Origin of the sequence: Methylobacterium sp. Leaf88 (genome assembly GCF_001422795.1) — a bacterium.
GTDB lineage: Bacteria > Pseudomonadota > Alphaproteobacteria > Rhizobiales > Beijerinckiaceae > Methylobacterium.
On the sequence record NZ_LMMK01000007.1, the window covers coordinates 205,889 to 231,102 of the forward strand.

The following is a 25,214-nucleotide window of genomic DNA, read 5'->3' on the forward strand; positions in this document are numbered from 1 at the left end:
TGTGCCCGAGGAGAACAGGATCATGTCCATGATTGCGCGCTTCCGCGTGTTTCCGCTGGCGGCCGCCCTCTGCGCCGCCCTCAGCGTCGCAGCCTGCACCAACGACAAGGATCTGGCCGACGCCTCCGGGTTCGGCGCCGGCGGTGGCATGAACGGCGGCGCCAACACCCCCGGCAGTGCCCAGGACTTCGTGGTGAATATCGGCGACCGGGTGTTCTTCGAATCGGACTCCACCGATCTGACCTCGACCGCCACCGCCACCCTGGATAAGCAGGCCAACTGGCTGCAGCGCTATCCGCGCTACACCTTCCTGATCGAGGGGCACGCCGACGAGCGCGGCACCCGAGAGTACAACTTCTCCCTCGGCGAGCGCCGCGCCCAGTCTGTGAAGGACTACCTGGCCTCGCGCGGCATCGCGAATGGGCGGATCCGTACCGTCTCCTACGGCAAGGAGCGTCCGGTGGCCGTGTGCAACGACATCTCGTGCTGGTCCCAGAATCGCCGCGCCGTCACCGTGCTCGATCGCGGCGCTGGTTCCTGACGCAAGGATGCCGCGGGATCTCGGAGCCGAACCCTCTTCAGGATCCCGCGCCCGAAACGATGTGCCGCGGCATGGCCGCATTTTTGCCGCGTGGGACAGCATTTGCTATCGGCGGGCTGCGGTCTTCGCGAACGCACCTCCGCTCCTCGACCACCGGTAACGCCCGTCATGCTTGCCCGCCTCCTCCTCGCGACCCGCCTCGCCACCGCAGCCGGATCCGTCACGGGATCGATCCTCTGGGGGATGTCGGCTCCCGCGATGGCGCAGGACGCGTCCGACTTCGTCGTCCGGCTCAATCGGCTGGAGAACCAGTCGCGTCAGACCGCGGGGCAGATCGAAACGCTGCAGTATGAAAATCGCCAGTTGAAGGAGCAGCTCCGCAAGTTTCAAGAGGACGTGGAGTTCCGCCTGCAGGAGGCGAAGGGGGGCCGCAGCGGCGCTCCATCGGGGACCAATCCGGCTCCGGCCAAGCCCCAGAAGCGCAGCGACGCCTTCGATCCCGAGCACAATCTTGGCAAACCGGGCGCGCCGATGCAGCTGGGTACCACCACGCCGAGCGGGGCGGGGGCCGAAGCGCCCCGGGCTCGCAACGTGCCTCCGGCGGTCGTCGAGGCGGATGACGAGGAGCCCGGCCTGACGCCGCCTGGTCTCGGCGGCCCAGTCGACCTGTCACCGCCCGCCCGCGTTCCGACCACCGGTGCACTTCCGAATCCGCCCCGGGCCGGCAGCGTCGCCGCCACGGGGACGGGGGATGCGCGCGCCGATTACGAGATGGCCTACGCCTACATCCTTCAGCGCCAGTACGAGCAGGCCGAGATGGGCCTGCGCCAATTCATCCAATCCCACCCGCGCGACGCACTGGTGCCATCAGCAACCTACTGGCTCGGCGAGAGCTACTTACAGCGCAATCGCAACCGCGAGGCGGCCGAGCAATTCCTGAAAGTCTCCACGGACTATGCACGCTCGGCGCAAGCGCCGGATGCCATGCTGAAGCTCGGAGCCTCGCTCAATGCACTCGGAGCCCGCGAGCAGGCCTGTGCGACCCTCGCGGAATTGGAGCGTAAATTTCCTTCTGCCAGCGCCAGCGTCCGCCAGGGCGTGACCCGCGAACAGAAGCGCGCGCGCTGCGCCGCCTAAGCAAACCGGTCGACGCGGTCGAGGACGCGCTCCGCCCCTATCTGACTGGCGGAACGGTCCTCCTCGCGGTCTCCGGCGGACCCGACTCGACCGCGTTAATGGCTGCAGCGGCGGCCGTCGATCCTGCGGCGACCGTCCACGTCGCCACGGTCGATCACAACCTTCGGCCTGAAGCGGGCGTGGAAGCCGCGGCGGTCGCCAGCCTCGCCGAAGCTGTCGGTCTCCCCCACCGAACCTTGGCCTGGACCGGACCAAAGCCGTCGCGGGGGCTTCAGGAGGCCGCCCGCATCGCGCGTTACGCTCTCCTTGCCACCCATGCCGAAACCATCGGTGCCGGCCTCGTGCTCACCGGGCACACCCGGGACGATCAGGCCGAGACCGTTCTGATGCGTCTCCTGGCGGGGAGCGGGCCGGCAGGCCTCGCGGGTATGCGCACCGAGCGATCCCTGACACCTTCCATCAGACTGGCACGGCCCTTCCTGAAAATAGCAAAGGCTCAACTCGTGGACTATTGCGAGCGCCGGCAATTCGCCTTCGTGCGCGACCCATCCAACGACGACGAACGCTTCGCCCGAGCACGCCTGCGCCGGCTCATACCGGACCTCACCCGCGAAGGTCTGAGTCCGGATCGGCTCTGCCGTCTCGCGGCGCGCTGCGCTCGTGACGACGCGGCCTTGACGGAAGCGGCGCGGATCGCTTTCGTGACGGCACTCCGGCCGGAGTGCCGCCCCGGCATCCACCTGGACGGTCCCCATCTCCGCTTCCTGCCGGACGCCGTACTTCTTCGTGTTGCGAGCCTCGCGGCAGAGCAGATGAAGCCCGATAGCCCGGAGCGGCTAAAACGGCTCGAGGCCCTCGTTCTGGATGACCTTCGACCCGCGCTGCATGAGGGGATTCCGGTACGCCGCACTCTGCGTGGGATATTGTTCGAAGTGACGCGGGCAGGGGATCTGGTGCTGACCTCGGCGCCACTGCGCCGGGGAAGGAAATCTTCGTAACCCTCCCATCCGATGCGGCCTTGCCGCGGCGGCATGGCCATGGCACGGCCTCCCCTTCGACTTGGCAAGGGGGGACTCGCTGCCTACATTGGCGGGGAGCGTCAGGAGCGACCCGCCCCAATTCGCGCGGCGGGCCCCGATGCCTCCAGGGATTGATCGATGAACCCGAATTTCCGCAACTTCGCCTTGTGGGTCGTCATCTTCCTGCTCGTGCTCGCCCTTGTGACCCTGTTTCAGAACCCGGGTCATCGTGGTGGCGGTTCCGAGATCGCCTACAGCCAGCTCCTGAATGATGCCGATTCCGGTAAAATTCAGACGGTTGTGATCTCCGGGCAGGATGTCAGCGGCACCTATGTCGGCGGCGGCAACTTTACGTCCTATGCCCCCAACGACCCGAGCCTCGTGTCCAAGCTGCAAAGCAAGGGCGTGCAGATCACCGCTCGTCCCCCATCCGACAACACGCCGTGGTTCATTCAGCTGCTCGTGAGCTGGCTGCCGATCCTCGTGTTCATCGGCGCCTGGATCTTTCTCTCCCGGCAGATGCAGTCCGGGGCAGGGCGCGCAATGGGCTTCGGCAAGTCGAAGGCCAAGCTCCTTACCGAGGCCTCCGGTCGTGTAAGCTTCGACGACGTCGCCGGCGTTGAGGAAGCCAAGGAGGACCTGCAGGAGATCGTCGAGTTCCTGCGTGACCCGCAGAAGTTCCAGCGCCTGGGCGGCCGCATCCCGCGCGGCGTGCTCCTCGTTGGCCCCCCCGGCACGGGTAAGACCCTGATCGCCCGGGCGGTCGCGGGCGAAGCCAACGTGCCTTTCTTCACCATCTCCGGCTCTGACTTCGTCGAGATGTTCGTCGGTGTCGGTGCCTCGCGCGTGCGCGACATGTTCGAGCAGGCCAAGAAGAACGCCCCCTGCATCATCTTCATCGACGAGATCGACGCGGTCGGCCGCCATCGTGGCGCCGGCCTCGGCGGTGGCAACGACGAGCGCGAGCAGACCCTGAACCAGCTCCTCGTGGAGATGGACGGCTTCGAGGCCAACGAGGGCGTGATTATCATCGCGGCGACCAACCGTCCCGACGTGCTCGACCCCGCCCTGCTGCGTCCGGGCCGCTTCGACCGCCAGATCATGGTGCCGAATCCCGACGTCGTCGGCCGTGAGCGCATCCTGCGCGTCCACGTCCGCAAGGTGCCTCTGGCGCCGGACGTCGACCTCAAGGTCATCGCGCGCGGCACCCCCGGCTTCTCGGGCGCCGACCTGATGAACCTCGTCAACGAGTCGGCCCTGCTCGCCGCGCGGCGCGGCAAGCGCATCGTCACGATGCATGAGTTCGAGGATGCCAAGGACAAGGTGATGATGGGTGCCGAGAGGCGCACCTTGGTTATGACCGAGGACGAGAAGCGGCTGACCGCCTATCACGAGGGCGGCCACGCCATCGTGGCCTTCAACGTCCCGGCGACGGACCCTGTCCACAAGGCTACGATCATCCCGCGCGGCCGGGCACTGGGCATGGTCATGCAGCTGCCCGAGCGCGACAAGCTCTCGATGTCCTTCGAACAGATGACCTCGCGCCTCGCCATCATGATGGGCGGACGCATCGCCGAGGAGATGACCTTCGGCGCCGACAAGGTGACCTCGGGTGCACAGTCCGACATCGAGCAGGCGACCCGTCTTGCCCGCATGATGGTGACTCGCTGGGGCTTCTCGCCCGAGCTTGGTACCGTGGCCTACGGAGAGAACAACGACGAGGTCTTCCTGGGCATGTCGATGGGTCGTCAGCAGACGGTCTCGGAGGCGACCGCTCAGAAGATCGACGCGGAGGTTCGCCGCCTCGTGGAAACCGGCCTCGAAGAGGCGCGCCGCATCCTCGGTGAGCACAAGGACGATCTGGAGGCATTGGCTCAGGGTCTCCTCGAATACGAAACCCTGTCCGGTGACGAGATCAAGAACCTCATCGCGGGCAAACCTCCGATACGGGACGCGGGCGATGGACCGACCACGCTGCGCGGCTCATCCGTTCCGTCTGCCGGCCGTGGCCGTCCACGCGGCAGTGATGGACTGGAGCCTCAGCCACAGGCTTAAAACCTGAGATAAGCCACATCTGACATCACGAGCCCGCCACCGGCGGGCTCGTTCGTATCAAGGCCGTCCTAACGATATGATGGATTTGGTCTTCAAGGGCGGGATCCGGCAACCGGATTTTCATCCCATGGGTGAACCTAATGCCGAAGCATCATCACCGGCGGTCAGTCGGAGGATTGCGTCTTAAGGCGGACTCAGTTCCCCTACACACGAGAACAGCAGACGGGACGCGAAAAGCATGTCGCGCAAGTATTTCGGCACGGATGGTATCCGGGGACGGGCCAACGGCGTCATCACGCCGGAACTTGCCCTGAAGGTCGGTCAAGCGGCAGGCTTAATCTTCCAGCGCGGCGATTACCGCCATCGAGTCGTGATCGGCAAGGATACGCGTCTCTCGGGCTACATGATTGAAACCGCCCTGATTGCCGGCTTCACATCGATGGGCATGGACGTACTCCAACTCGGGCCGATGCCAACCCCGGCCGTGGCGATGCTCACCCGATCCATGCGCGCCGATATCGGCGTGATGATCTCAGCCTCGCACAATCCTTTCGAGGACAACGGCATCAAGCTGTTCGGGCCCGACGGCTTCAAGCTCAGTGACGATGTCGAGCGGGAGATCGAGGCACTGATCGACGGCGAACTGCATAAGCGTCTGGCTGGTTCGCGGGACCTTGGACGTGCTAAGCGCATCGAGAGCGTGCACGCCCGCTACATCGAATTCGCCAAGCGCTCCCTGCCGCGCAACGTCACCCTTGACGGCCTGCGCATCGTCGTGGATTGCGCGAACGGCGCCGCCTACCGAGTGGCACCCGAAACCCTCTGGGAGTTGGGTGCCGAAGTGATCGCCATCGGTGTGGAGCCAGATGGCTTCAATATCAACCGTGACGTCGGTTCAACCGCGCCGGCTGCACTTGCGGCCAAGGTTCGGGAGCTGCGCGCTGATATCGGCATCGCCTTGGATGGCGACGCAGACCGGGTCCTTATCATCGATGAGAAGGGCCAGTCCGTCGACGGCGATCAGCTGATGGCCGTGGTCGCCCGGTCATGGAAGGAGGATGACCGCCTAACGCAGCCGGGGCTGGTCGCCACGATCATGTCGAACCTGGGCCTGGAGCGCTTCCTGGGTGGCATCGGTCTGAATCTGGCGCGCACCGCAGTGGGGGACCGCTACGTGCTCGAACACATGCGGGAGCACGGCTACAATCTCGGCGGCGAGCAGTCCGGACACATCATCATGTCGGATTACGCCACCACCGGCGATGGCCTCGTGGCGGCTTTGCAGTTGCTCAGCGTCGTGAAGCGTCAGGAGCGTCCGGTCAGCGAAGTCTGCCACTGCTTCGAGCCGCTGCCCCAAATCCTCAAGAACGTACGCTACCGGTCCGGCCAGCCGCTGAGTGCGGATTCGGTCGTCACGGCAATTGCTCAGGCGCGTGAGCGCCTCGGCAATTCCGGCCGCTTGGTGATCCGCCCGTCGGGCACCGAGACGGTGATCCGTGTGATGGCCGAAGGGGACGACCGGGGTCTCGTCACGGAGGTGGTGAATGATGTAGTCGAGGCTGTTGCCAGAGCTGCGGCGTGAATTCGCTCGGGTTTGACTAAAACGGCTCGGCACAGATGCTTTGGCCCGTTCGAGATGCGAGACCTTAGATCTGATCGTAAGCCGCAGGTGCGACCTCTCGCCAAGCGGCCAGGAGAGCTGCGGCCAGCATGTCCTCATCCGCCTCCCAAAGGGTGAGACAAGTCCAACCGCGCCGACCCCAAGCGCCGTCCACCGCTTCGAAGAGATCGGGCTCGGCCTCGATCCACTCGGCCTGCAGCGTTCGCGAGAGGCGCAGAACCAACCGTTCCTCTTCCACCCACAGCGTCGCGAAGATCCGCCCAAGAACCCGAAAGTCCGGGTGTCCGTTGTGCGCCCCCTCGGTTACTTCAGGAAGTGCCCCGGCCAAGCGGCGAACATCCTCTGGTCTGCTGGGCACGGGCAGTGTTTCCCTGTCGCTTAAATTTCTACTCAAAACGAGCGTGCATTCCGCCGTAATCACGGACCAAGCGTTGTGTGACAGCCGTCAACGCATCCGCAAGGATAAGATTTAACGTTAAATCTGATTTAACTCTTGGATCCCATGATGTCCCCGTCATCCCGCCGGCATTTCAGGCTTCCGGCACACGGTCGATTGAAGGACATCCGATGCGCCGCACCAAGCTGTCTGCCTTGGCGCGCTCGATCACGCTCTTTGCGAGCGTGGCAGCGCCCTGCCTCGCCCAAGCGGCGGATCTGCTTCCGCCCCTGCCGCCCGAGCCGCTGCCCCCGCCCGTTGAGATCGGCGGCGGCTGGTACCTGCGCGGCGACGTCGGCGTTGGCGCAGCCAGCGTGGGCGCCATCTCGACCACGGTCCTGAAGGGATCGCTTCCGGACGGGTACCGATACGACCAGAAGGCCATCGAAAGCCAATTCTTCGCCGGCGGCGGTGTCGGCTATCAGTTCGGCGCTTACTTCCACGGCGATATCACGGCCGAGTACCGCGGCGGCGGCAAGCTGACCTTCCAGGACAGCTATGGAGCGGATTGCCGCTCGGATGGGTGCCGCGGGGTCAACGCGTATCAGGCCAACTTGGCGTCCGTCGTCGTAATGGCGAACGGCTACATCGATCTCGGCACCTGGTATGGCGTGACGCCCTTCGTCGGCGGCGGCGTCGGCACTGCGTTCCACGACTTTTCCGGATTCAACGATCGCGGCTTCGGCAACGCGACCGGCGGGTATGGATTCGCGAAGGACAAACATTCGAACACGCTGGCCTGGGCGGCCATGGCCGGTCTCGCCTACAGCGTGACGCCCAATTTGAAGCTGGAACTCGGCTATCGCTACCTCAATCTGGGTGACGCGCGCTCGGGTGTCGTGAACTGCATCAACCAGGATTGCGGTGGCGCGGTCTACAAGGTGAAGGAGGTCACCTCCCACGACGTCCGGATAGGCATGCGCTGGCTGCTCGGTGGCATCGTCGCCCCTGCAGTCGCCGAGTATCAGCCCGAGCCGGCCCCGTTGGTTCGCAAATACTGACGGAGGCGTGCCCTGCCGGGTGGCTCCCCCCAGCAGGGACAGAGACCGGATGGATCCGAAGGCCGAAGACGCGGGGTGCCGCGTCCTCGGCCTTCGTCCGTTTCCGGGCGTCGGCGATCATCAAAAACCCCGTTGCGACAAAGCGTTAGGGTTAAGTCCTCTCTAACGGTTCCGCTCTAAAGTGCGGCGTTGCGTGATCCGAGGCGTGCCGCGCGCCCCTTCGATCGCTTCAAATCGTTCAGCGTTCGAGAGTGTCATGGCCGCATCCACGTTCCGGTTCGTCACGGCCTTCGGGCTGATGCTCGCTGCTCAAGGGCTGGCGCCCACCGCCTCGGCGGCGGATCTTCGCCCCCTGCCACCACCGCCACCGGCCCCGGTCGCCATCGGGGAGGGGTGGTACCTCCGGGTCGACGCGACGGTCAGCGATTATGCCCGTCCCCATGATGCGACCCCAGCGCCGGCCGACGGACGCCCCCTCAATCCCCTCACGCGCCTGAATCTCGAGACGGTTCCCGGCTATGGCGGCGGCGTCGGCTACCGCATCAACAACTGGCTGCGCGTGGACGCCACGATCGATCAGCGGATGCCCGCCCGCTACAGCGCCTATTCGTCGGGCTCGGGCTTCGTGACGGGCTACAACATCGAATCCGCTCAGCTCGACGTCCTCACCGGATTGGTGAACATCTATGCCGACCTCGGGACCTGGTGGGGCCTGACGCCCTATATTGGCGGGGGCATCGGCTTCGCCGATAAGCATCTCGGCAAGGCCTACACCCAGACGACCTGCATCCTGGAAGCCTGCGACGGCAATGCGGGCACCGGCTTGCGCGACGTTGTGCGGCGCCCGAGCCGCTCGGTCGCTTCCTTGGCCTGGGCCCTCACAGGCGGCGTGTCCTACGAGATCGGCGCCGGCCTGAGCCTCGACACCAGCTATCGCTACGTCGATCTCGGCCGCGCCAAGACAGGGCTCGACACCTACGGCTTCGATTCGCGCCTGAAGGACCTCGCCTCGCATGAGGTCCGCGTCGGCCTGCGCTACCGCTTCGCTGGCGGTCCGGCGAGCCTCCCCGGTGCGAGCTGGAACCGAAATCCCTACGAATAAGGGACCCGGCCCGGCGAGCGCCTCGCCGCCGGGCTCCTTACCGTTCCCGCGAAGGACAGGGCAACGGAACGTTAAGGTTACTCAAGTAAAACCGAACCATAGGCTCAGCCATCTGACCCATCGGGCTCACGCCCTAAGGACGATATCGATGCGTACCGTTTCCCTCGCGCTCCTGACCGGTTTCACTGTCGGAATCGTCGTGCCGGCGTGGGGCGCGGACCTCGATTACGGCATCCTGCGCGGCTCCGACTACGAACCCGAAGTCCAGATCATCGACTGGAACGGCGTCTATTTCGGTGGACACGGCGGGTACTCGTCAGCGACCGCCGGCTTCAAGAACGCCTACACGCCGCTGGTGTCGAACGCCTTGCGCTACTCCACCGCAGAAACGACCTTCAACGCCTCCAGCCTGCTTGCGTCCCGGGGTGGCAATATGGAAGGGGCCAGCTACGGCGCCTTCGCGGGCTTCAACTACCAGTTCGACGAGACCGTGATCGGCCTTGAGGCCGACTATACGCGGTTCGACCGGACAGCCTCGACGCGGGACAGCCTCAGCCGGTTCAAGGTCGGATCCGACGGTTACCTGGAGACGGTCTCGTTGACCGGTGCCGCGACCGCGCGGATCGAGGATTACGGCACGATTCGCGCCCGCGGCGGCTACGCGATCGGAAACTTCCTGCCCTACGTTACGGGCGGCCTCGCCATCGGCCGGGTCCATACCGAGCAATCCGTCGCGATTCAGGATTACGGCTACGACACGATCGCCTACAAGGCCAACCAAGCTCTGACGACGGGCAATCCCGTGGCGGTCAAGAACTTCGGCTACACAGCGAACGGCTTCGACCCGAACAACCCGGAATCCGGAACTCCGGCCACCCAGGTGGTCCGCACTGCCAAGACCAAGACCATGGGCGGCTTCGTCCTTGGTGGCGGCCTGGAGTTCGCCCTGACGAGCAACATCCTCCTGCGTGGCGAATATCAGTACGTCATGCTCAACGACTTCCAGCAGAGTGCCGCGAACCGGATCGCCATCAGCACCGTGCGGGCCGGCGCCGCCGTGAAATTCTGAAGGCCCTTAAGCGATCGCTCGCTCTTTTCTTTTACGGTCGTCCGCGCGGCGACCACGCCGCCGCCGGGAGTTCGTTCATGCGTCGCCACATCTTACTCGGCAGCGCCGCGGCCTTGTTCGCGAGCGCTGCGGCCTCGTTCGTAGGAGTAGCGCCCGCTCACGCAGGCGGCGAACCCGGCCGGGGCGACCGGCGTCCTCTCCTCCCGCCGCACATCGCCTACCGGGATCCGGTCTACGTTGCCCCGCGACGCCCGGTCGTCCTGATTCCCGTCCGTCGCGTGCCGCGCTCTCTCGCACTACCGCTCTACAATGAGCCTCCGCCGCGCTTCCAGGCGCTCTGACCGCACTCAGGTCTCCAACTCGGTGTCCCAGTAGAGATAATCGAGCCAAGTGTGGTGATACTCCCGGTGATCGAACTCCGGCTGGCGGCGGTGCAGCTCGTGCCGTGTCGGCCGGTGCGGCTCGTGGAGCAGCGGCATGTCCGCCTCTGCCGGGGTGCGATTGGCCTTGCGCAGGTTGCAGGGGGAACAGGCCGCGACGACGTTCTCCCAGCTCGACAGGCCGCCGCGGGACCGGGGCACGACATGGTCGAAGGTTAGGCCACCCGCCGGAAGGCGCAGGCCGCAATACTGACAGGAAAAAGTGTCTCGCAGGTAGATGTTGTAGCGGGTGAAGGCCGGGCTACGTGCCAGCGTCACATAGCTCTTCAGGGCAACGACGCTGGGCACGCGCAGCGAGCGAGACGGGGACCGAGCCTCGACGTCGTAGCTGGCCACCAGCGTGACTCGATCGAGGAACAACGCGGTGAAGGCATCCTTCCAACACCACAAGGAGAGCGGATTATAAGAGAGCGGCCGATAATCCGCATTTAGTACGAGCGTTTGAAGATCCAGCATCGGCGCTACCCTCTCGACGGGTCAACAGAGGGACAACGCGCGGAGGTCGGTGGGCGCATCGTCCCAGGTTGGTGAAAGATCAAACATCTCCGCGTCCCGGAGCGTCGTGGCACAGGCGGAAATGGGGGTAGGGCCCGGCCGCTCGACAAGCGCCGAGGAGGGGCGGGGGAGCCAGGCATTGGCCAAAAGCCGTCGCATCGGGCGGGAACGCCCGGTTCGTGGCGACGCACATCGGCGCGGATGGTCGTCGCCACCTCCTCGCACGGGAACGAAAAGGCCAAGTCCATCGGGATTTAGTCTAATATCAGCGTGACACGCTTGTGAAGGTCACCCCCGCTCTCCACGAGGTCGCGCCCACAGACCGGCGATCCGTACCGATCAGCTGCCTGTATCTGCCGCACCGTCAGCCTTTCGCCCCATTGCTCGGCGATGGGGCGGTTTCCGGTCGCTCCCCGTGCTTCCGAGTCGTGCAGGTTCTACCCGTCCGGTTCGGGCATGCGGGTTGCCAGTGGCCCGACGAGGCGAGGCGCGACAGCGCGCCAGAACCGCGCGACGGCGCAGCGCGAAAGGATCATCATGGGTGGTATCCCGAGAGGCCAGACGACCCGAGGCACCCGAGGTGCGGCACTGATCGCCGCTTGGCTGGGTGTCCTCGTCCTGGCTCCTGCGGGCGCAGTCGGGCAGGGCACGCCCACGGCGCCGCCCGCCGCGGCCCCGACGAAGGCTGCCCCGGCCCCTGCGCCAGCAGCCCCCGCAGATAGCAAGCCGGCCCCCAAAGCGGCGGCCCCGAAGCCGGCCGTTTCGGAGCAGATCCAAAACGTCCGCGACCAGCTCGACAGCGCCAAGGCGGATTTGGAGCAGCGCGAAAAAATCCTCACCGGACCGAATATCGGGAGCGGCGACCTGACCCGCGCCCGCGAAGGCATCGAGGTGATCGCGGACAAGATCCGTCACGTCATCGACATCACCACCCCGCGCCTCGATGCGGCCCGCGAGCGGCTGACACAGCTCGGTCCGAAGCCGAAGGACGGTGAGGAGGGCGAGGACGTGGCGCGCGAGCGGACGGAGCGCGAGCACGCCGTTGCGGAGATCGACGAGACCCAGCGACTTGCCCGCTCCCTCCTGGTCCAGAGTGACCAGATCGTCGATCAGGTCTCGAACCGCCGTCGCGCGGCCTTCACTCGCGGCCTGTTCGAGCGATCGACCGCCCTCGTGAATCCCGACCTGTGGATGAGGATCGCGGCCGACATCCCACGCGACGGACGCGCCTTGCAAGGCGCTGTGGAGGATACGGCGACTCTGTTCGCCCGCAACGGCACCATCGGAAACCTGCTGCTGCTCGGGATCGCCTTCGGTATCTCGATCGCCCTGTATTTCGGGCGTCGCAACATCGCCCCACGCCTCGGCCGGCGAGATGCCAAGGCCGTCGACCCCTCGCAGCGCCGGAAGCTCCTCGCGGCCTGGCGCGTGTTCCTCCTCGGCACCATCCCGGCGTTCATCGGCAGCTACGCGGTCTATTACGCCCTCGATGCCACCGATCTCCTGCCCCTGCGCCTGTTGCCGGTGGCGGGCGCCATCCTGGGTGGCCTCGCCTTCATCGCCTTCGTGGAGGCCCTGGCCGACGCGCTGCTCTCACCCGACAAGCCGTCCTGGCGCGTCGCGACCATGAGCGACGCCGCCGCTGCGCGGGTGACCCGTCTGGCCGTCGGCATCGCCATCGTCATCACAGTGGTCAAGTCGATCGAGGCCCTGAACTCGGGGATCTCGGCGGCGCTGCCCATCTCCATCGCCACGCGCGGCATCGGCGCGCTTGCCACAGCGCTGATCCTCGCCATCGGACTGCATCGCTTCGCCGATTCGGCCGAGCAGGAGGAGGCGTGTTTCGGCCCCTACGTGGCGCCGGAGGCGACCACCGGGATCGGCGGCCCGGCGCGGCTTCTCGGCTGGGCGGCGGTGGTGGTCATCGCCATCGCCCCCCTCGTCGGCTACGTGGCCTTCGCGGCCTTCGTCATCGACCAGCTCGTCTGGACGGCGGGGCTCTTCGTCCTGCTGTTCCTGCTGATCTCCAGCGCCGACACCTTCATCGGGGGGACGCTCTGCGATGACACCAAGATCGCCACCGCGCTCCAGGCCAATACCGGCTTGCGCAAGCGCTCGATCAATCAGATCGCCGTGCTGGCGACCGGCCTCGCGCGAGTGGTACTGGTCCTCGTGGCCGCGCTGCTTGCCCTGGCGCCCTGGGGCCTCGACTCGACCGACGTGTTCAGCTCGGTTCGCAGCGCTTTCTTCGGCTTCAAGGTCGGCGACGTCACGATCTCGCTCTCCACGATCGCGCTCGCCATCGGTCTCCTGCTCCTCGGCATGGCGGTGACGCGGGCGATCCAGCGCTGGCTCGAACAGACCTACCTGCCGGCCACCGACCTCGACGCAGGCCTGCGCAATTCGATCTCGACGATCGCGGGCTATATCGGCTTCCTACTAACCCTGGCGCTGGCCTTCTCCTACCTGGGCCTGAGCCTGGAGAAACTCACCATCGTGGCCGGTGCCCTCTCGGTCGGTATCGGCTTCGGTCTCCAATCTATCGTCAACAATTTCGTCTCAGGCCTGCTTCTTCTCTGGGAGCGCCCGATCCGCGTCGGCGATCAGGTCCTGATCGGAGACAGCGAAGGCATCGTGAAACGCATCTCGGTGCGTTCCACCGAGATTCAGACCTTCGACCGCTCGGCTGTGATAGTGCCGAACTCGAACCTGATCTCCGGTATTGTGAAGAACCGGGTCCGTGGCGATCGGACCGGCCGCGTCAGCATCACGGTCAGCGTTTTGCGCAACCAGGACCCCGTTCACGCGGCCGAACTCCTGATGGGCTGCGCTCAAGCCCAACCGGACGTGCTCAAGGAACCGCCGCCCCGCGTCGTCTTCCGCAAGATCGGCGATCCCTTCCTGGAATTCGAGCTGATCGTCATGATCGTCGACGTCAGTCTTGGCCTGAAAGTGCAGAACGATTTGAACCTTACGGTCTTTCAGACCTTGTCGCAGGCTGGAATGATCCCTGCCCTCGGGCCGGGGTCCAGCGTGGTCACGGTGCAAGGCTTGGATTCTTTCCAGAGCGCCGTAGGGCAGATCGCCAGCGCGTTCGCCCAACCGCAACGCTCCGGAGACCAAACCGCGCCGCAGCGCGTTGAGGACCGGCTCGACGAGGCCGAGCCGATGCGCTCCGCGGAGGCGGGGAGGCGGCGCGCGGGGAGCTGACACGGTGCGTAGGGAGAACGAGGCGTGGGGCGGAGGACGGTACTAATTTTCGGAGCCGGCATGATGGCCGGCGGTCTGGCTCTGCTCACCGGCTGCGCTACCCCGGAGCCTGTAAATTCTACGCTTCCCAGCCTCTACTGGCCGATGACGACGCAGTCGGCGCAGGTCGATACGGCGACTGCACGTGACATGATCTCGGCCTACCGCGCGCGAAACGGCGCAGGGCCCCTGCGCCTTGATCTTGAATTGCAGAAGCTGGCGGAGGCGGAGGCGGCATCCATGGCCGCCGCCGATCGACCGAGCCGGGCTCAGACCGTCAAGAATGCCGTCGAGCGGCTCGGCTTCGAGTCAGCAGAGGCCAACCTGTCGGCCGGGTATCACACCTTGGCCGAGGCGTTCTCCGGGTGGCGCGATAGTCCGGCACACAATGCAGCGATGCTTGCGCCCGGTGTGCAGCGTATGGGCATCGCCACCGCCTACGCACCAGGATCGAAGTACAAGGTCTATTGGGCCCTCCTATTGGCACAGTAGGCTTTATCCAGGGATAGCCTGTCCCGGCCGGAAGCTGGCACAGCCACCGGACGTCAGACTGCGAGCGCGTTTTCCGGGGGGTGGGGGGAGGGAGGCCTCCCCGGATGGCTGGGCGAGAAAAACTTTTCCGTTGCCGATGACGCCTCTCGATCGAGCCAGCCGTCAGGCCGGACGGTGCACGAGGCGCAGGCTCGGCGGCTCAGGGAAAGTTCTTCATGCGAGGCGTCGGTGACGTTTCGCTGAGGAGCGTCACCGTCACCCGGCGATTGGCCGGGAGGTAGGGATTGTCCGGAAACAGCGGCTCCGTATCGGCTTTCCCGGTCACGGATGCGAAACGGTCATCGGGTACGCCGCTGCCGGCCAGTATCTCGCGCACGCTGATCGCGCGATTGGCCGAAAGCTCCCAAGGCGGAGCGAGAAGTCGCGTTCCGGGTCTCTCCGTCGCAGTGTAGCCCGTGATGGCGATGCGATTAGGCATCTTGCGCAAGGTCCCGGCGATCCGCTCCAAGAGGCGTCGGGTACGGGCATTGGGCCGACTCGATCCATCGGGAAACATCGAGGCGCCATCCTGGTCGACGATCGACACGTCGATCCCGCGTTGCGAGGGGGCGACGATGATGTTCTTCGATAGCTCGGCGACCTCGGGCATGTCCTGCAACGCCTGACGCAGGCTCGCTGCCGCGAGACCGGCGCCGTCCGGGTAGCCCTTGTCCGGCATACCCTCGTCAACGTTGCCGTCGACCGCGGGCGGGGTGGTGTGATCGGAGGCAAGGTCAGGGGGAATGTCGCGCTTGTACTTGACCTTGTCGGCGTGGGCGAGGCCGTCCTTCTCGATGATGCCAGCAAAGCGCGACTCCTTGTTGACGCCGAACGCGTCGCGCATGGAGCCGGCCACCGCCTGCATCTTCTTCTGGTCCTGGGTCGAATAGGCGGCGATCATCACGAAGAAGCTCATGAGAAGCGCCATCAGGTCGGCGAAGGTCACGAACCAGCCGTGGCCGCCATGCGCGCCGCCGCGCTTCTTTTTAGCCATCGGCGCCGTCGCGCGTGATGCGGGTGCGCGCCATCACGCCGGCTCGGCCACGAGTTCGTCGCGGTGGTTGTGCGGGAGGTAGGCGATGAGCATCTCGCGCACCAGGGAGGAGCTCTTGGCGTCGCGGATGAGCAGGATGCCGTCGATGATAAGCGAGCGCGACACATCTTCCTCCTCCAGCTTCACGTGGAGTTTGTCGGCGAGCGGCAGGGTGATCATGTTGGCGATCAGGGCGCCGTAGAGGGTGGCGAGGAGGGCAGTCGCCATAGCCGGGCCCAGCTTCGAGGGGTCCGACATGTTGGCGAACATCGTCACCATGCCGAGGATGGTTCCGATCATGCCCCAGGCCGGGGCGCAGTCGCCGAAGGCGCGGTAGATCTTCGAGCCTTCGTCGAGGTGCATGAGGAAGTTGTCGCGGTCGCGCTCCATGGTGTCCCGGATGAACTCGCGGTCATAACCATCAGCGATGTAGCGTGCCCCTTGGGCCAGGAAGGGATCGGAGATCTCCATGTTTTCCAAGGCCATCGGGCCGGACTTCCGCACCACGTCGGCTATCTTGGTGATCTCCTCGATGAGGTCGCGTGGCTTGATGGCGCGCATCGAGAAGGCGTAGCGCAGGCCCATCGGGAGCCCGTGCATCATCGTCGAGAAGGGGAAGCGCATCATCGTCGCGGCGGTGGCGCCGCCAAAGATGACGATGACGGCGTGCTTGTCGAAATAGGCGGCAAAGTTGCCGCCGTCGATCATGATCAGGACGAAGACGACGGCGAAGCCGCCGACGAGGCCGATACCGGTTGCGAGATCCATGATCACTCGAGCCTGAGCGGCTGCCCGCATGCCGCGTTGGCGCCGCACGACGAGGCGCCGTCCCCACCGTTACGGATTCAGGTTGAACGAACCGTAAAAAACACCGCCGGACTCTGGCCAAACCCGAGGGGTTCGCGTCATGCACCGTTCAGGGAGCGCTCCGCATAAGGCACGCAACGCCAAGGATTTGGCGGCCTCCGCCGGGACGCGTTCGCGCAACCCGGTCAGGGATCGGAGCACACGGTATCATGTCGTTGGTTCGTCTTTACGTACGGGTCATGGGTCTTCTGGGCTCCGACCGCCGTCTGGCGGCGGTCCTGGCCTGCGCCAATGTGGCCCTGGCGGTGGCGGCGTTCGCCGAGCCGCTTCTCATGGGCCGCATCATCGACCAGCTCACCCACCTCAAGAGCAGCACCAATGCCTTCACGACGCTGGCGCCCCTGATTGGTGCCTGGGTGGCCTTCGGCCTGTTCACCATCGCGGCCGGCGTGACGATCGCCCTGCACGCGGACCGGCTGGCCCACCGCAACCGTTTGACCGCCATGGCCAACTACTTCGAGCACGTGCTCGAGCTGCCGCTCGCCTTCCACTCCTCGAACCATTCCGGTCGCGTCCTGAAGGCGATGCTGGAGGGCTCAAACGGCATGTTCTGGCTCTGGCTCGGCTTTTTCCGCGATCACTTCGTGGCCTTCGTCTCCCTGATCGTCCTCCTGCCGATGACCCTGTTCGTGAACTGGCAGCTCGGCTCGATCCTGGTTGTGCTCGTGCTGGCCTTCACGACCCTGACCACGATGGTCATGCGTCGTACCGAGACCCTGCAGGGCCGGGTCGAGGCCTACCAGTCGGGCCTGGCCGAGCACGCTTCGGACGCGCTGGGTAACGTCGCCGTCATCCAATCCTTTACCCGTGCCAAGGCCGAGAAGGACGCGATGCACGACATCATCCGCAACCTGCTCGCCGCGCAGATCCCGGTTCTGTCCTGGTGGGCGCTCGCCAACGTTGCCACCCGCGCCTCCGCGACCCTGACCATGACGGCGATCTTCATCACCGGCATCGCCCTGCACCAGCACGGTCAGGCGAGCGTCGGCGAGGTCGTGGCCTTCATGAGCCTCGCGACCATGCTGGTCTCGCGCCTCGACCAGGTTGCGACCTGCATCAACGGCCTGTTCCAGCAGATGCCCAAGATCGACGAGTTCTTCGAAATCCTGGACACCACACCAGCGGTCCACGACCGTCCGGGTGCCCAGCACGTCACGCGCTTCGACGGTGAGGTCGCTTTTGAAGGCGTCGGCTTCTCGTACAACGCTCGCCGCAAGGCATTGGAAGATGTTTCCTTCACAGCCCGGGCCGGCGAGACGATCGCCCTGGTCGGCACCACCGGTTCGGGCAAGTCGACCACGCTCGGCCTTCTGCACCGCGCCTTCGACCCGGACCACGGCGCCATCCGCATCGACGGCAGCGATATCCGCGACATCGGACTGTCCAGCCTGCGCCACAACATCGGTGTTGTGTTCCAGGAGCCGATGCTGTTCGCCCGCTCGATCCGCGAGAACCTGCAGGTCGGCCGCCCGGACGCCACCGATGCCGAGATGCTCGACGCCCTGGAGCGGGCCCAGGCCACCGAGTTCATGGCCCGCCAAGCCGACGGCCTCGATACGGTGATCGGCGAGCGCGGACGCTCGCTCTCCGGCGGCGAGCGCCAGCGCCTCTCCATCGCCCGCGCGCTCCTCAAGAACCCGCCGGTGCTGATCCTCGACGAAGCCACCTCGGCCCTCGATGCCACCACTGAGCGCAAGCTGCAGGGTGCCCTGGAGGCCGTGATGGAAGGTCGCACCACCTTCGTCATCGCCCACCGCCTAGCGACGATCCGTAACGCCGACCGCATCCTCGTCTTTCATGAGGGCCGGATCGTCGAATCGGGCAGCTTCGACGAGCTCGTCGCTCAGAACGGACGCTTCGCCGATCTCGCGCGAGCCCAGTTCATGGCGGGGTCCGAGCCGCAAGGCATGCCGCTCGCGGCGTGATCCGCGCAGCGCAAATCGACAACCAAAAGCCCTCGCCGGTTCTTGGACGAGGGCTTTTGGTTGTCTTGCCAAGGACTTAGACGGCACCCTGAAAGTTATGGCTTCACGCTGCGCTTGCGTCTGAACGGTATCCGCGTCCCACTCGATGCGGCGTCTTCAGGTGCAGGCGATCAATCCGCCGCGGCGGACGTCGCACCGTCCTCCGCCCAAACCCGGAACTTCGTCAGGCGGTTCGGTCCGAAGGTATGGGTCAGGGGCACGTCCGCCGCATCGCGCCCACGGGCCACCAGGATCCGGCCTCGGCGCGGAGCATTGTTGCGCGGGTCGAAGACGTGCCAGGCGCCACCGAGATAGACCTCCGTCCAGGCGGCGAAGTCCCCCGGGGCATGCGGCTCGGGCTCGCCGATGAAGCTGAGATAGCCGGTGCAGTAGCGGGTTGGGATATTCAGGGCCCGGCAGAAGGCGACGAACAGGTGAGCATAGTCGCGACACACGCCGCGCCGACTTGCGAAGGCATCGGCAGCGGTGCGGTCGACGTGGGCATACCCATAGCCGAAGGTGATGTGTCCGTGGACGTAGTCGCAGATCGCCTGCACCCGCGACCAGCCGGGCTCGAGGTCCCCGAACAGCCGCCAGGCCTCGCTCGAGAGGAGATCGGATTCGCAGTAGCGGCTCGCTACGAGGAACGGCAGCGCCTCTTCCGGCAGATCCTCGACCGCGTGCTCCTCGGCTTCCAGCACCACCGGATCGAGGGCGCCGTCATCCTCCGTCTCCGCATGCACGCTCAGGGTCAGGGCACCGGCGGGAGCCATGAAGCGCACGGTCCGATTGCCGAAGACATCACGGAAGGTGCGGAGGGGCAGCGGTGGATCGAGGGTGAGCACGTCCGGCGGTACGGCAGCCAAGCCGTTCACCGGATAGGAGTTCAGGCGGGCGATGACGGGCGTCGGCTGCGGAAAATCATAGCCCATCTCGCAACCGAACCTGATCCGCATCGAAGCTCCCCCGGGCCGGCCGCCGCGCCGCCGCTTACGCCATCACTGCCCGTGCCCGAACCGGGACACTAGGCCGCCAGGGTCACAGGCGGATGTCATCGCGCGCCCTGCGCGCAGATGAAGCAGTACAGACTCAGAGCCCCCGAGCCCGGGCCTGCTTCTCCTGCATCCGCGCCTGAAGCCGCACGCGTCGCGCTGCAATGACGGTGCCATTGATCTCGCCACCGAACAGGAACATCGCGGCCAGCCAATACAGGAAGACCAGGAACACCATCGCGGTGGCGAGGCCGCCATAAGTGGAGGCGTAGGCGTTGGAGAAGCGGTCGAGGTAGTAGCCGAAACCGAGGCCGGCCAGGAACCACAGCAGCAAGGTCACTGCGATTCCGGGGACCACCGCCAGGACGGAGCGGCGCCCTGTCGCGACAAACTTATGAGCGATCACGAGTACGGTGAGGAGCAGGAAGGCCGTGATTCCGATCCGTCCGATCGCGACGGTCAGGCTGAGGGGCTCGAGCCCCGGCGCCACGTTGATGACTTTGCGCCAGATCAGGGGGCCAAGCACCACCAAGAGGGCGAAGGCCAGCATGGCGAAGGCGCCGCAGACAACATAGCCGATGGATTCGAGACGCGTCAGCCACCAGGGCCGTACCTCGCGCAGGCCGTAGGCACGGTTCAACCCGACCCGCAGGCTCTCGACCCCAGAGGAGGAGAAGTAAAGCGCCAGCAAGGCACCCAGGGTCAGCACGCCTCCGCGCTGCTCGGTCAGCACCCGGTGCACCTCATTGACGATGGGCTTGGCCACTTCGCGCGGCCAGGCATCGAAGATGAGGACGCTGGCCTCGTCGGCGAGCGACTTCGTGCCGAACAGACCAGCCAGGGCGGCGAGCAGGATCAGAAACGGAAACAGCGCGGTCAGACTCGAGAGGGCGATGTGGCTGGCGATGGCCCAGCCGTCATGGGCGACGAAACGCTGGGCGGCGACGCCTGCGATCTCGAAAGGTTTGCGGAGACGTCTCACGGGGCGGGGGTTCGTCCTCGAACGGGGCAGGCGGGCGTGTCTTCTAAACGTCACGCGACCGGTTCGCGCAACGTGCCGTGCGCGAGGCGGCGCCCTACCTGCTTGAATTTATCGCGACCCTGTGATGCGTGGCCGCCATCATGCCCGCGCCCGCTCCGTTCCTCGTCCCCGCCCTGTTCGTTCTGATCTGGGCGACGGGCTTCGTCGCGGCCCGCTTCGTGGCTCCCCATGCCGAGGCCTTCACCTTCGTGGCGATCCGGGTCGTTGCCGTCGCGCTGGTGCTGGCGACCCTGGCGCTCCTGCTCCGAGCCCGCTGGCCGCGCGGTCGCACCGGCTGGCTCCATGCCGCGTTCGCCGGCGTGCTGATGCAGGGGGTTTACGTCATCGGCGTGTTCTGGTCGGTGCAGCATGGCTTGCCGTCCGGCATCGCTGCCCTCGTTGGCAGCCTGCAGCCCCTGTTGACCGCGAGCCTGGCAGGTCGCGTCCTTGGGGAGTCCGTGAGCCGGCGGCGCTGGCTCGGTATCGGCATCGGCTTTTCCGGTGCGCTTCTCGTCCTGGCACCGAAGATCGGCGCCTCGGATCCTGCCGGCATCCCGGTTCCGGCCCTGACTGCTTGCCTCTTCGCGATGGTGGCGATGACCGGCGGAACCCTCTGGCAGAAGCGACATGGGGCTGGTGCGGATCTCCTCAGCAATGCCGCCATTCAGTTCGCGGGCGCCGTACTCCTTGCCGTTCCAATCGCCCTCCTGTTCGGAACGGGTGGATTCGATGCTTCCACGCCCCTCTGGCTCGGCCTTGCCTGGTCGGTCCTCGTCAACTCCGTCGGTGGCATCCTCCTGCTTCTGATGCTGATTAAGCGCGGCGCCGTGGCGGGTGTCGCGTCGCTGTTGTTCCTGGTACCGCCGGTCTCGGCTGTCATGGCGTACCTCCTGTTCGAAGAGTCGCTCGCGCCGGTCCAGATGAGTGGCATGGCCATCGCCACCCTCGGTGTCGCTCTGGCCAGTCGCGGATGAGCCCCCGCCGGTGAGGCGGTGACTTTTTCTTTGAGAGGCGTCTCAATAAAATTCATCATCCCTTGGTTAGCAAAGAGAAATCAGGGTTTTTCACGCCCACGGATAATGAATTCAGGCGGGATAGTGCCGCAGTGCGGCGAGACGCCTCTACAGGGGCGACGAACCTGCCTATAATGGACTGCAAAGTATCGTTCCTTTGCCAGCGAGTTTGCCATGTCAGCCTCTCCCGTCGTCTCGACCGAACCGCAGGACCTCGTGACCCTGGCCCGCGAGGCGGCCGAGGCCGCCAAAGCCCTCGTCGCCGAGGCGACCCGGCGGGTGCGCACCACGATCCTGTCGGACGAGGGCAAGATCTCGGCCGAGAAGATGGAGACCCAGCAGCACGCCACGCATGGTCTCGCCTGGATCGCGACCTATGCCGAGGGCGTGCGTGAGCTCGGCGCGTACGCGCAGCGTCTGACGGAGAGTGGAGAGTTCGGCGAGACCGAGAGCCTCCTCGTCCGGATCGGTCTCGGCGAGTACCTCGACCAGATGTTCTCGGGCATTCCGATGAGCCAGGGCGAGATGGTGCGGCCGACAGGCTCCCTCGGCCTTGGCGCGCGCGAGGTCGCTAAGTTCCGCACCGAAGCGGTGGAGACCCTGATCGCCGAGGGTAACACCCCCGAGAACCGGGCTGCCCTCGTGGCCCGGATCCGTGACAACGGCGGCTCGGCCACCATCGGCAAGTCCGGTCTCGACGAGGACATGGAGGCGATCCGCTCCGAGATGCGTCGCTTCGGCCTCGCCGAGGTCGTGCCGCACGCGCACGAGTGGCACAGCCAGAACGCCTACATCCCGATGGAGATCGTCACCAAGATGGCCGAGCTCGGCGTCTTCGGCCTGACGATCCCGGAGGAGTACGGCGGCATGGGCCTGCCGAAGATCTCCATGTGCGTGGTCTCCGAGGAGTTGTCGCGCGCCTATATCGGCGTCGGCTCCCTCGGCACCCGCTCGGAGATCGCCGCCGAGCTGATCCTGTGCGGCGGCACCGAAGAGCAGAAGCATCGCTTCCTGCCCGGCATCGCCTCGGGCGACACCCTGCCGACCGCCGTGTTCACCGAGCCGAACACGGGCTCCGATCTCGCGAGCCTGCGCACCAAGGCGGTCAAGGACGGCGACGTCTGGAAGATCTCGGGCAACAAGACCTGGATCACGCACCCCGTGCGCGCCGACATCATGACCTGTCTCGTGCGCACCAAGCCAGAGGAGAAGGGCCACAAGGGTCTGTCGCTCCTCATCGCCGAGAAGCCGCGCGGCACCGACGCCGAGCCGTTCCCGGTCCAGGGCTTGTCCGGTGGCGAGATCCATGTGCTCGGCTACCGCGGCATGAAGGAGTACGAACTCGCCTTCGACAACTTCGAGGTCCCTGCCGGCAACCTCCTCGGCGAGGTCGAGGGCAAGGGCTTCGCCCAGCTCATGCAGACCTTTGAATCCGCGCGCATCCAGACGGCGGCTCGCGCCATCGGCGTGGCGCAGAACGCCCTCGACCTTGGTCTGCGCTACGCCGAGGACCGGGTGCAGTTCGGCAAGGCTCTGATCAACTTCCCCCGCGTGGCCGACAAGATCGCCATGATGGCCGTGGAGATCAACATCGCCCGCCAGCTGACGTATTTCTCGGCTCGCGAGAAGGACGAGGGCAAGCGCTGCGATCTCGAGGCCGGCATGGCCAAGCTTCTGGGCGCCCGCGTGGCCTGGGCGGCGGCCGACAACGCTCTGCAGATCCATGGCGGCAACGGCTTTGCGCTCGAATACGCCGTGAGCCGCGTGCTCTGCGACGCCCGCATCCTCTCGATCTTCGAGGGTGCCGCCGAGATCCAGGCCCAGGTCATCGCCCGCCGCCTGCTCGAAGCCGCCTGAGCCGCACAAGCCGACGCCAGAACGCCAGGGAAATCCGATCGCCCCGGCGTTCCGGTATTCACAGAGGGTGTCGTCGAGGTCGCGCTACTTGGTGACCTTCACCGAGACGGGATCGCTCGACGGGAAGGTTTCCTCCAGCGCCTCGTCGAGGCGCGCGTCGAGTTCGCCCTTCTGGTTCTCGGGGCGGTTCTTGTCCGACCCCTTCGGGGCGGCCTGGCCCGTGGTGGAGATCGTGTCGCTCTCCGGTGTCTTCTGGTGATCGGCCATGCGGGCACTCCTTCGGTTCGGGGATTCAGCGCCTTCCTCGGCACGTCGTCCGAAACAACGCCGGGCGCGCGTGGGGTTTCCATAGGGGGATCCGGGCCCGATGACCGGATCGGTCCACCCAAGGGTCGACAGGCCGGCCAGAACGCCCACCCGGGTCTGAGACATCCCGCATCGGGCCAGTCCATCGCGGTCGATGGATCTCGGCCGCTGTCTCAGGATACGGCCGGAAGCTGAGAGCGCGTGGCGACGCGGCCGGCCGGCGCGCCCGCGGTTCGGGCCTCGCGCAGGACGAAGTCATAGACCTGCGTGAGCCGGTCGAGATGCGCGTCCGACGTGAGGGGTGCCGCCCAGTAGCGCTCGTAGGCCGCCCGGCTCATGCGCTCGGCGAGGCCGTCGTCGGAGAGTCGCACGAGATGCGCGGCGAGCGAGTCCGGGTCGCCGGAGCGGAACCAGAAGCCGGTCTCGCCGTCCTCCACCGCCTCCCGGCCGGCACAGGCGTCGCTGACGATCACCGGCGCGCCGCAGGCGAGGGCCTCGTAGACCGTGAGGGGCTGGCCCTCGTACCAGACGCTCGGAAAGACGAGGGCGCGGGCCTGCCGCATCAGGGCCTGGACGCCGGCCTCGTCGCGCCAGCCCAGCATCACGGCCTCGGGATAGCGCGCCGCGAGGTCGGCGCGAGCCGGCCCGTCCCCGACGAAGACCGGGCGAACGCCGGCGCGGCGGGCCGCCTCGGCGAAGATCGGCGCCCCCTTCTCGGTGGAGATGCGCCCGACGAAGAGGAAATCGCCCGGCGCCCCGGAGCGGAGGGGCGCGTTGGCCACCGCGATCGGGTTGTCGACCCTGTGGAAGCGGGTCGCGCTCGGCAGATGCGGGGCGACGACCCGTTCCTGCAGGGCGCTGAGGGTGACGATGTGCGGGAACAGCGCCTTCAGGCCGGCCACGTGCTCGAGAGCGAGGTGGCGCACCACCCGCAGCAGCTTGCGCGGGTAGCTGCGGGCGTCGCAGTTCGTGGTCAGGCAGCCCGGGGACATCGGCGTGCGGTGGCAGATCCGGGCGGCCGGATACTCGTAGAAGCCGCCGTTCGGGCACACGAGGAAGAACTCGTGCATCGTATAGAGCAGCGCAAGTCCGGACGCCGCGAGGCTGCGCCCGATCGAGGGCGAGAGCGCCTTGGCGAAGGCGTGGACGTGGACCACGGTGTCGCGCGGGTCGAGACCGCGCAGTTCCTCCGCCAGGCGCCGGGCGGCCGGACGGTTCCAGATCGCCTGTGCGGCGAAGGCGAGCTTGTTCCGGGTCGTGCCGATGTCGTCCTGGCCGAGGCAGACCACGCGGATGCCGGCCGCCTCCAGGCGAGGGTCGGCGGGGCCGACGGCGGCGAACACCGTGACGCTGTGGCCGCGGGCACGCAGCCCGAGGCCGGCATCCAGGGCCACCTTGGCCTGTCCGCCGTTGATGAAGGCGTGGTCCACGACAAGGACGAGGTGCATGGTGAACTGTCCCGGCC

21 protein-coding genes are annotated in these 25,214 nt (G+C 66.2%); 13 read left to right on the top strand and 8 right to left on the bottom strand.

What is annotated here, in order from left to right; genetic code table 11:
• Positions 1-22 precede the first annotated feature (22 nt).
• The 5 genes from pal to glmM all read left to right on the top strand — a co-directional run bounded on the left by pal (position 23) and on the right by glmM (position 6,334).
• Positions 23-541 carry a peptidoglycan-associated lipoprotein Pal gene (gene pal, locus ASF20_RS05265; protein WP_056221079.1) on the top strand — a complete coding sequence of 173 codons (519 nt, stop codon included), beginning with the start codon at positions 23-25 and terminating at the stop codon, positions 539-541.
• A gap of 168 nt (positions 542-709) precedes the next feature.
• Positions 710-1,678: a tol-pal system protein YbgF gene (ybgF, locus tag ASF20_RS05270; RefSeq protein ID WP_056271680.1), complete on the top strand. Its 969-nt coding sequence runs from the start codon at positions 710-712 to the stop codon at positions 1,676-1,678.
• Between the two features lie 41 nt (positions 1,679-1,719).
• Positions 1,720-2,676 (top strand): tRNA lysidine(34) synthetase TilS, encoded by a 957-nt coding sequence (gene tilS / locus ASF20_RS23105; protein ID WP_280136476.1) that lies wholly within the window; start codon positions 1,720-1,722, stop codon positions 2,674-2,676.
• 159 nt (positions 2,677-2,835) lie between these two features.
• The gene (gene ftsH / locus ASF20_RS05280) at positions 2,836-4,752 is read left to right on the top strand and encodes an ATP-dependent zinc metalloprotease FtsH (protein WP_056221088.1); all 1,917 of its coding nucleotides are present in this window, start codon (positions 2,836-2,838) and stop codon (positions 4,750-4,752) included.
• A gap of 238 nt (positions 4,753-4,990) precedes the next feature.
• The gene (glmM, locus tag ASF20_RS05285) at positions 4,991-6,334 is read left to right on the top strand and encodes a phosphoglucosamine mutase (protein ID WP_056271685.1); all 1,344 of its coding nucleotides are present in this window, start codon (positions 4,991-4,993) and stop codon (positions 6,332-6,334) included.
• A 64-nt stretch (positions 6,335-6,398) separates the two neighbouring features.
• Here the strand turns inward: glmM and ASF20_RS05290 are convergent, their stop codons facing one another.
• Positions 6,399-6,701 (bottom strand): MmcQ/YjbR family DNA-binding protein, encoded by a 303-nt coding sequence (locus ASF20_RS05290; protein ID WP_244472588.1) that lies wholly within the window; start codon positions 6,699-6,701, stop codon positions 6,399-6,401.
• A gap of 239 nt (positions 6,702-6,940) precedes the next feature.
• Here ASF20_RS05290 and ASF20_RS05295 point away from each other — a divergent pair, with 239 nt between their 5' ends.
• The 3 genes from ASF20_RS05295 to ASF20_RS05305 all read left to right on the top strand — a co-directional run bounded on the left by ASF20_RS05295 (position 6,941) and on the right by ASF20_RS05305 (position 9,981).
• A complete protein-coding gene (locus tag ASF20_RS05295; RefSeq protein WP_056271689.1) occupies positions 6,941-7,810 on the top strand; it encodes an outer membrane beta-barrel protein in 870 nt (289 codons plus the stop codon).
• A 256-nt stretch (positions 7,811-8,066) separates the two neighbouring features.
• Positions 8,067-8,912, top strand: a complete 846-nt coding sequence (locus tag ASF20_RS05300) for an outer membrane beta-barrel protein (protein ID WP_200927188.1) — start codon at positions 8,067-8,069, stop codon at positions 8,910-8,912.
• Between the two features lie 148 nt (positions 8,913-9,060).
• Entirely contained in the window at positions 9,061-9,981 is a 921-nt protein-coding gene (locus tag ASF20_RS05305) for an outer membrane beta-barrel protein (protein WP_056271691.1), read from the top strand.
• A gap of 347 nt (positions 9,982-10,328) precedes the next feature.
• Here the strand turns inward: ASF20_RS05305 and ASF20_RS05310 are convergent, their stop codons facing one another.
• Entirely contained in the window at positions 10,329-10,877 is a 549-nt protein-coding gene (locus ASF20_RS05310; protein WP_055950293.1) for an HNH endonuclease, read from the bottom strand.
• A 576-nt stretch (positions 10,878-11,453) separates the two neighbouring features.
• Between ASF20_RS05310 and ASF20_RS05315 the strand changes: the two genes are divergently transcribed.
• Positions 11,454-14,126, top strand: a complete 2,673-nt coding sequence (locus ASF20_RS05315; RefSeq protein WP_082501182.1) for a DUF3772 domain-containing protein — start codon at positions 11,454-11,456, stop codon at positions 14,124-14,126.
• 60 nt (positions 14,127-14,186) lie between these two features.
• A complete protein-coding gene (locus tag ASF20_RS05320; RefSeq protein WP_056271694.1) occupies positions 14,187-14,657 on the top strand; it encodes a CAP domain-containing protein in 471 nt (156 codons plus the stop codon).
• Between the two features lie 199 nt (positions 14,658-14,856).
• Here ASF20_RS05320 and ASF20_RS05325 read toward each other — a convergent pair whose 3' ends face one another.
• Positions 14,857-15,690 (bottom strand): flagellar motor protein MotB, encoded by an 834-nt coding sequence (locus ASF20_RS05325; RefSeq protein WP_056271697.1) that lies wholly within the window; start codon positions 15,688-15,690, stop codon positions 14,857-14,859.
• 33 nt (positions 15,691-15,723) lie between these two features.
• Complete coding sequence (locus ASF20_RS05330) at positions 15,724-16,497, bottom strand: MotA/TolQ/ExbB proton channel family protein (RefSeq protein WP_056221112.1); 774 nt, start codon at positions 16,495-16,497, stop codon at positions 15,724-15,726.
• Between the two features lie 248 nt (positions 16,498-16,745).
• On the opposite strand from ASF20_RS05330, the gene ASF20_RS05335 reads away from it, so the two are divergent.
• Entirely contained in the window at positions 16,746-18,521 is a 1,776-nt protein-coding gene (locus ASF20_RS05335; protein ID WP_056271699.1) for a glucan ABC transporter ATP-binding protein/ permease, read from the top strand.
• Positions 18,522-18,691: 170 nt separating this feature from the next.
• On the opposite strand, the gene ASF20_RS05340 is transcribed toward ASF20_RS05335, so the two are convergent.
• Entirely contained in the window at positions 18,692-19,516 is an 825-nt protein-coding gene (locus ASF20_RS05340) for a transglutaminase family protein (RefSeq protein WP_056271701.1), read from the bottom strand.
• Positions 19,517-19,649: 133 nt separating this feature from the next.
• Positions 19,650-20,534 carry a YihY/virulence factor BrkB family protein gene (locus tag ASF20_RS05345; RefSeq protein ID WP_056271704.1) on the bottom strand — a complete coding sequence of 295 codons (885 nt, stop codon included), beginning with the start codon at positions 20,532-20,534 and terminating at the stop codon, positions 19,650-19,652.
• A 140-nt stretch (positions 20,535-20,674) separates the two neighbouring features.
• Between ASF20_RS05345 and ASF20_RS05350 the strand changes: the two genes are divergently transcribed.
• Both ASF20_RS05350 and ASF20_RS05355 read left to right on the top strand, forming a co-directional pair.
• Positions 20,675-21,547: a DMT family transporter gene (locus ASF20_RS05350; protein WP_056271826.1), complete on the top strand. Its 873-nt coding sequence runs from the start codon at positions 20,675-20,677 to the stop codon at positions 21,545-21,547.
• A gap of 213 nt (positions 21,548-21,760) precedes the next feature.
• Positions 21,761-23,443 (top strand): acyl-CoA dehydrogenase family protein, encoded by a 1,683-nt coding sequence (locus ASF20_RS05355; RefSeq protein WP_056271708.1) that lies wholly within the window; start codon positions 21,761-21,763, stop codon positions 23,441-23,443.
• 84 nt (positions 23,444-23,527) lie between these two features.
• Here ASF20_RS05355 and ASF20_RS05360 read toward each other — a convergent pair whose 3' ends face one another.
• Positions 23,528-23,710: a hypothetical protein gene (locus tag ASF20_RS05360; protein WP_056221130.1), complete on the bottom strand. Its 183-nt coding sequence runs from the start codon at positions 23,708-23,710 to the stop codon at positions 23,528-23,530.
• A gap of 212 nt (positions 23,711-23,922) precedes the next feature.
• Entirely contained in the window at positions 23,923-25,197 is a 1,275-nt protein-coding gene (locus tag ASF20_RS05365; protein ID WP_056271711.1) for a glycosyltransferase family 4 protein, read from the bottom strand.
• Between the last annotated feature and the right edge of the window lie 17 nt (positions 25,198-25,214).

What these genes read in the sequence shown, in the direction of transcription:
- pal (WP_056221079.1), top strand. Translation starts at nt 23, where the DNA reads ATGTCCATGATTGCGCGCTTCCGCGTGTTTCCGCTGGCGGCCGCCCTC.
- ybgF (WP_056271680.1), top strand. Translation starts at nt 710, where the DNA reads ATGCTTGCCCGCCTCCTCCTCGCGACCCGCCTCGCCACCGCAGCCGGA.
- ftsH (WP_056221088.1), top strand. Translation starts at nt 2,836, where the DNA reads ATGAACCCGAATTTCCGCAACTTCGCCTTGTGGGTCGTCATCTTCCTG.
- glmM (WP_056271685.1), top strand. Translation starts at nt 4,991, where the DNA reads ATGTCGCGCAAGTATTTCGGCACGGATGGTATCCGGGGACGGGCCAAC.
- ASF20_RS05295 (WP_056271689.1), top strand. Translation starts at nt 6,941, where the DNA reads ATGCGCCGCACCAAGCTGTCTGCCTTGGCGCGCTCGATCACGCTCTTT.
- ASF20_RS05300 (WP_200927188.1), top strand. Translation starts at nt 8,067, where the DNA reads ATGGCCGCATCCACGTTCCGGTTCGTCACGGCCTTCGGGCTGATGCTC.
- ASF20_RS05305 (WP_056271691.1), top strand. Translation starts at nt 9,061, where the DNA reads ATGCGTACCGTTTCCCTCGCGCTCCTGACCGGTTTCACTGTCGGAATC.
- ASF20_RS05310 (WP_055950293.1), bottom strand. Translation starts at nt 10,877, where the DNA reads ATGCTGGATCTTCAAACGCTCGTACTAAATGCGGATTATCGGCCGCTC.
- ASF20_RS05315 (WP_082501182.1), top strand. Translation starts at nt 11,454, where the DNA reads ATGGGTGGTATCCCGAGAGGCCAGACGACCCGAGGCACCCGAGGTGCG.
- ASF20_RS05320 (WP_056271694.1), top strand. Translation starts at nt 14,187, where the DNA reads ATGATGGCCGGCGGTCTGGCTCTGCTCACCGGCTGCGCTACCCCGGAG.
- ASF20_RS05325 (WP_056271697.1), bottom strand. Translation starts at nt 15,690, where the DNA reads ATGGCTAAAAAGAAGCGCGGCGGCGCGCATGGCGGCCACGGCTGGTTC.
- ASF20_RS05330 (WP_056221112.1), bottom strand. Translation starts at nt 16,497, where the DNA reads ATGGATCTCGCAACCGGTATCGGCCTCGTCGGCGGCTTCGCCGTCGTC.
- ASF20_RS05335 (WP_056271699.1), top strand. Translation starts at nt 16,746, where the DNA reads ATGTCGTTGGTTCGTCTTTACGTACGGGTCATGGGTCTTCTGGGCTCC.
- ASF20_RS05340 (WP_056271701.1), bottom strand. Translation starts at nt 19,516, where the DNA reads ATGCGGATCAGGTTCGGTTGCGAGATGGGCTATGATTTTCCGCAGCCG.
- ASF20_RS05350 (WP_056271826.1), top strand. Translation starts at nt 20,675, where the DNA reads ATGCCCGCGCCCGCTCCGTTCCTCGTCCCCGCCCTGTTCGTTCTGATC.
- ASF20_RS05355 (WP_056271708.1), top strand. Translation starts at nt 21,761, where the DNA reads ATGTCAGCCTCTCCCGTCGTCTCGACCGAACCGCAGGACCTCGTGACC.
- ASF20_RS05360 (WP_056221130.1), bottom strand. Translation starts at nt 23,710, where the DNA reads ATGGCCGATCACCAGAAGACACCGGAGAGCGACACGATCTCCACCACG.
- ASF20_RS05365 (WP_056271711.1), bottom strand. Translation starts at nt 25,197, where the DNA reads ATGCACCTCGTCCTTGTCGTGGACCACGCCTTCATCAACGGCGGACAG.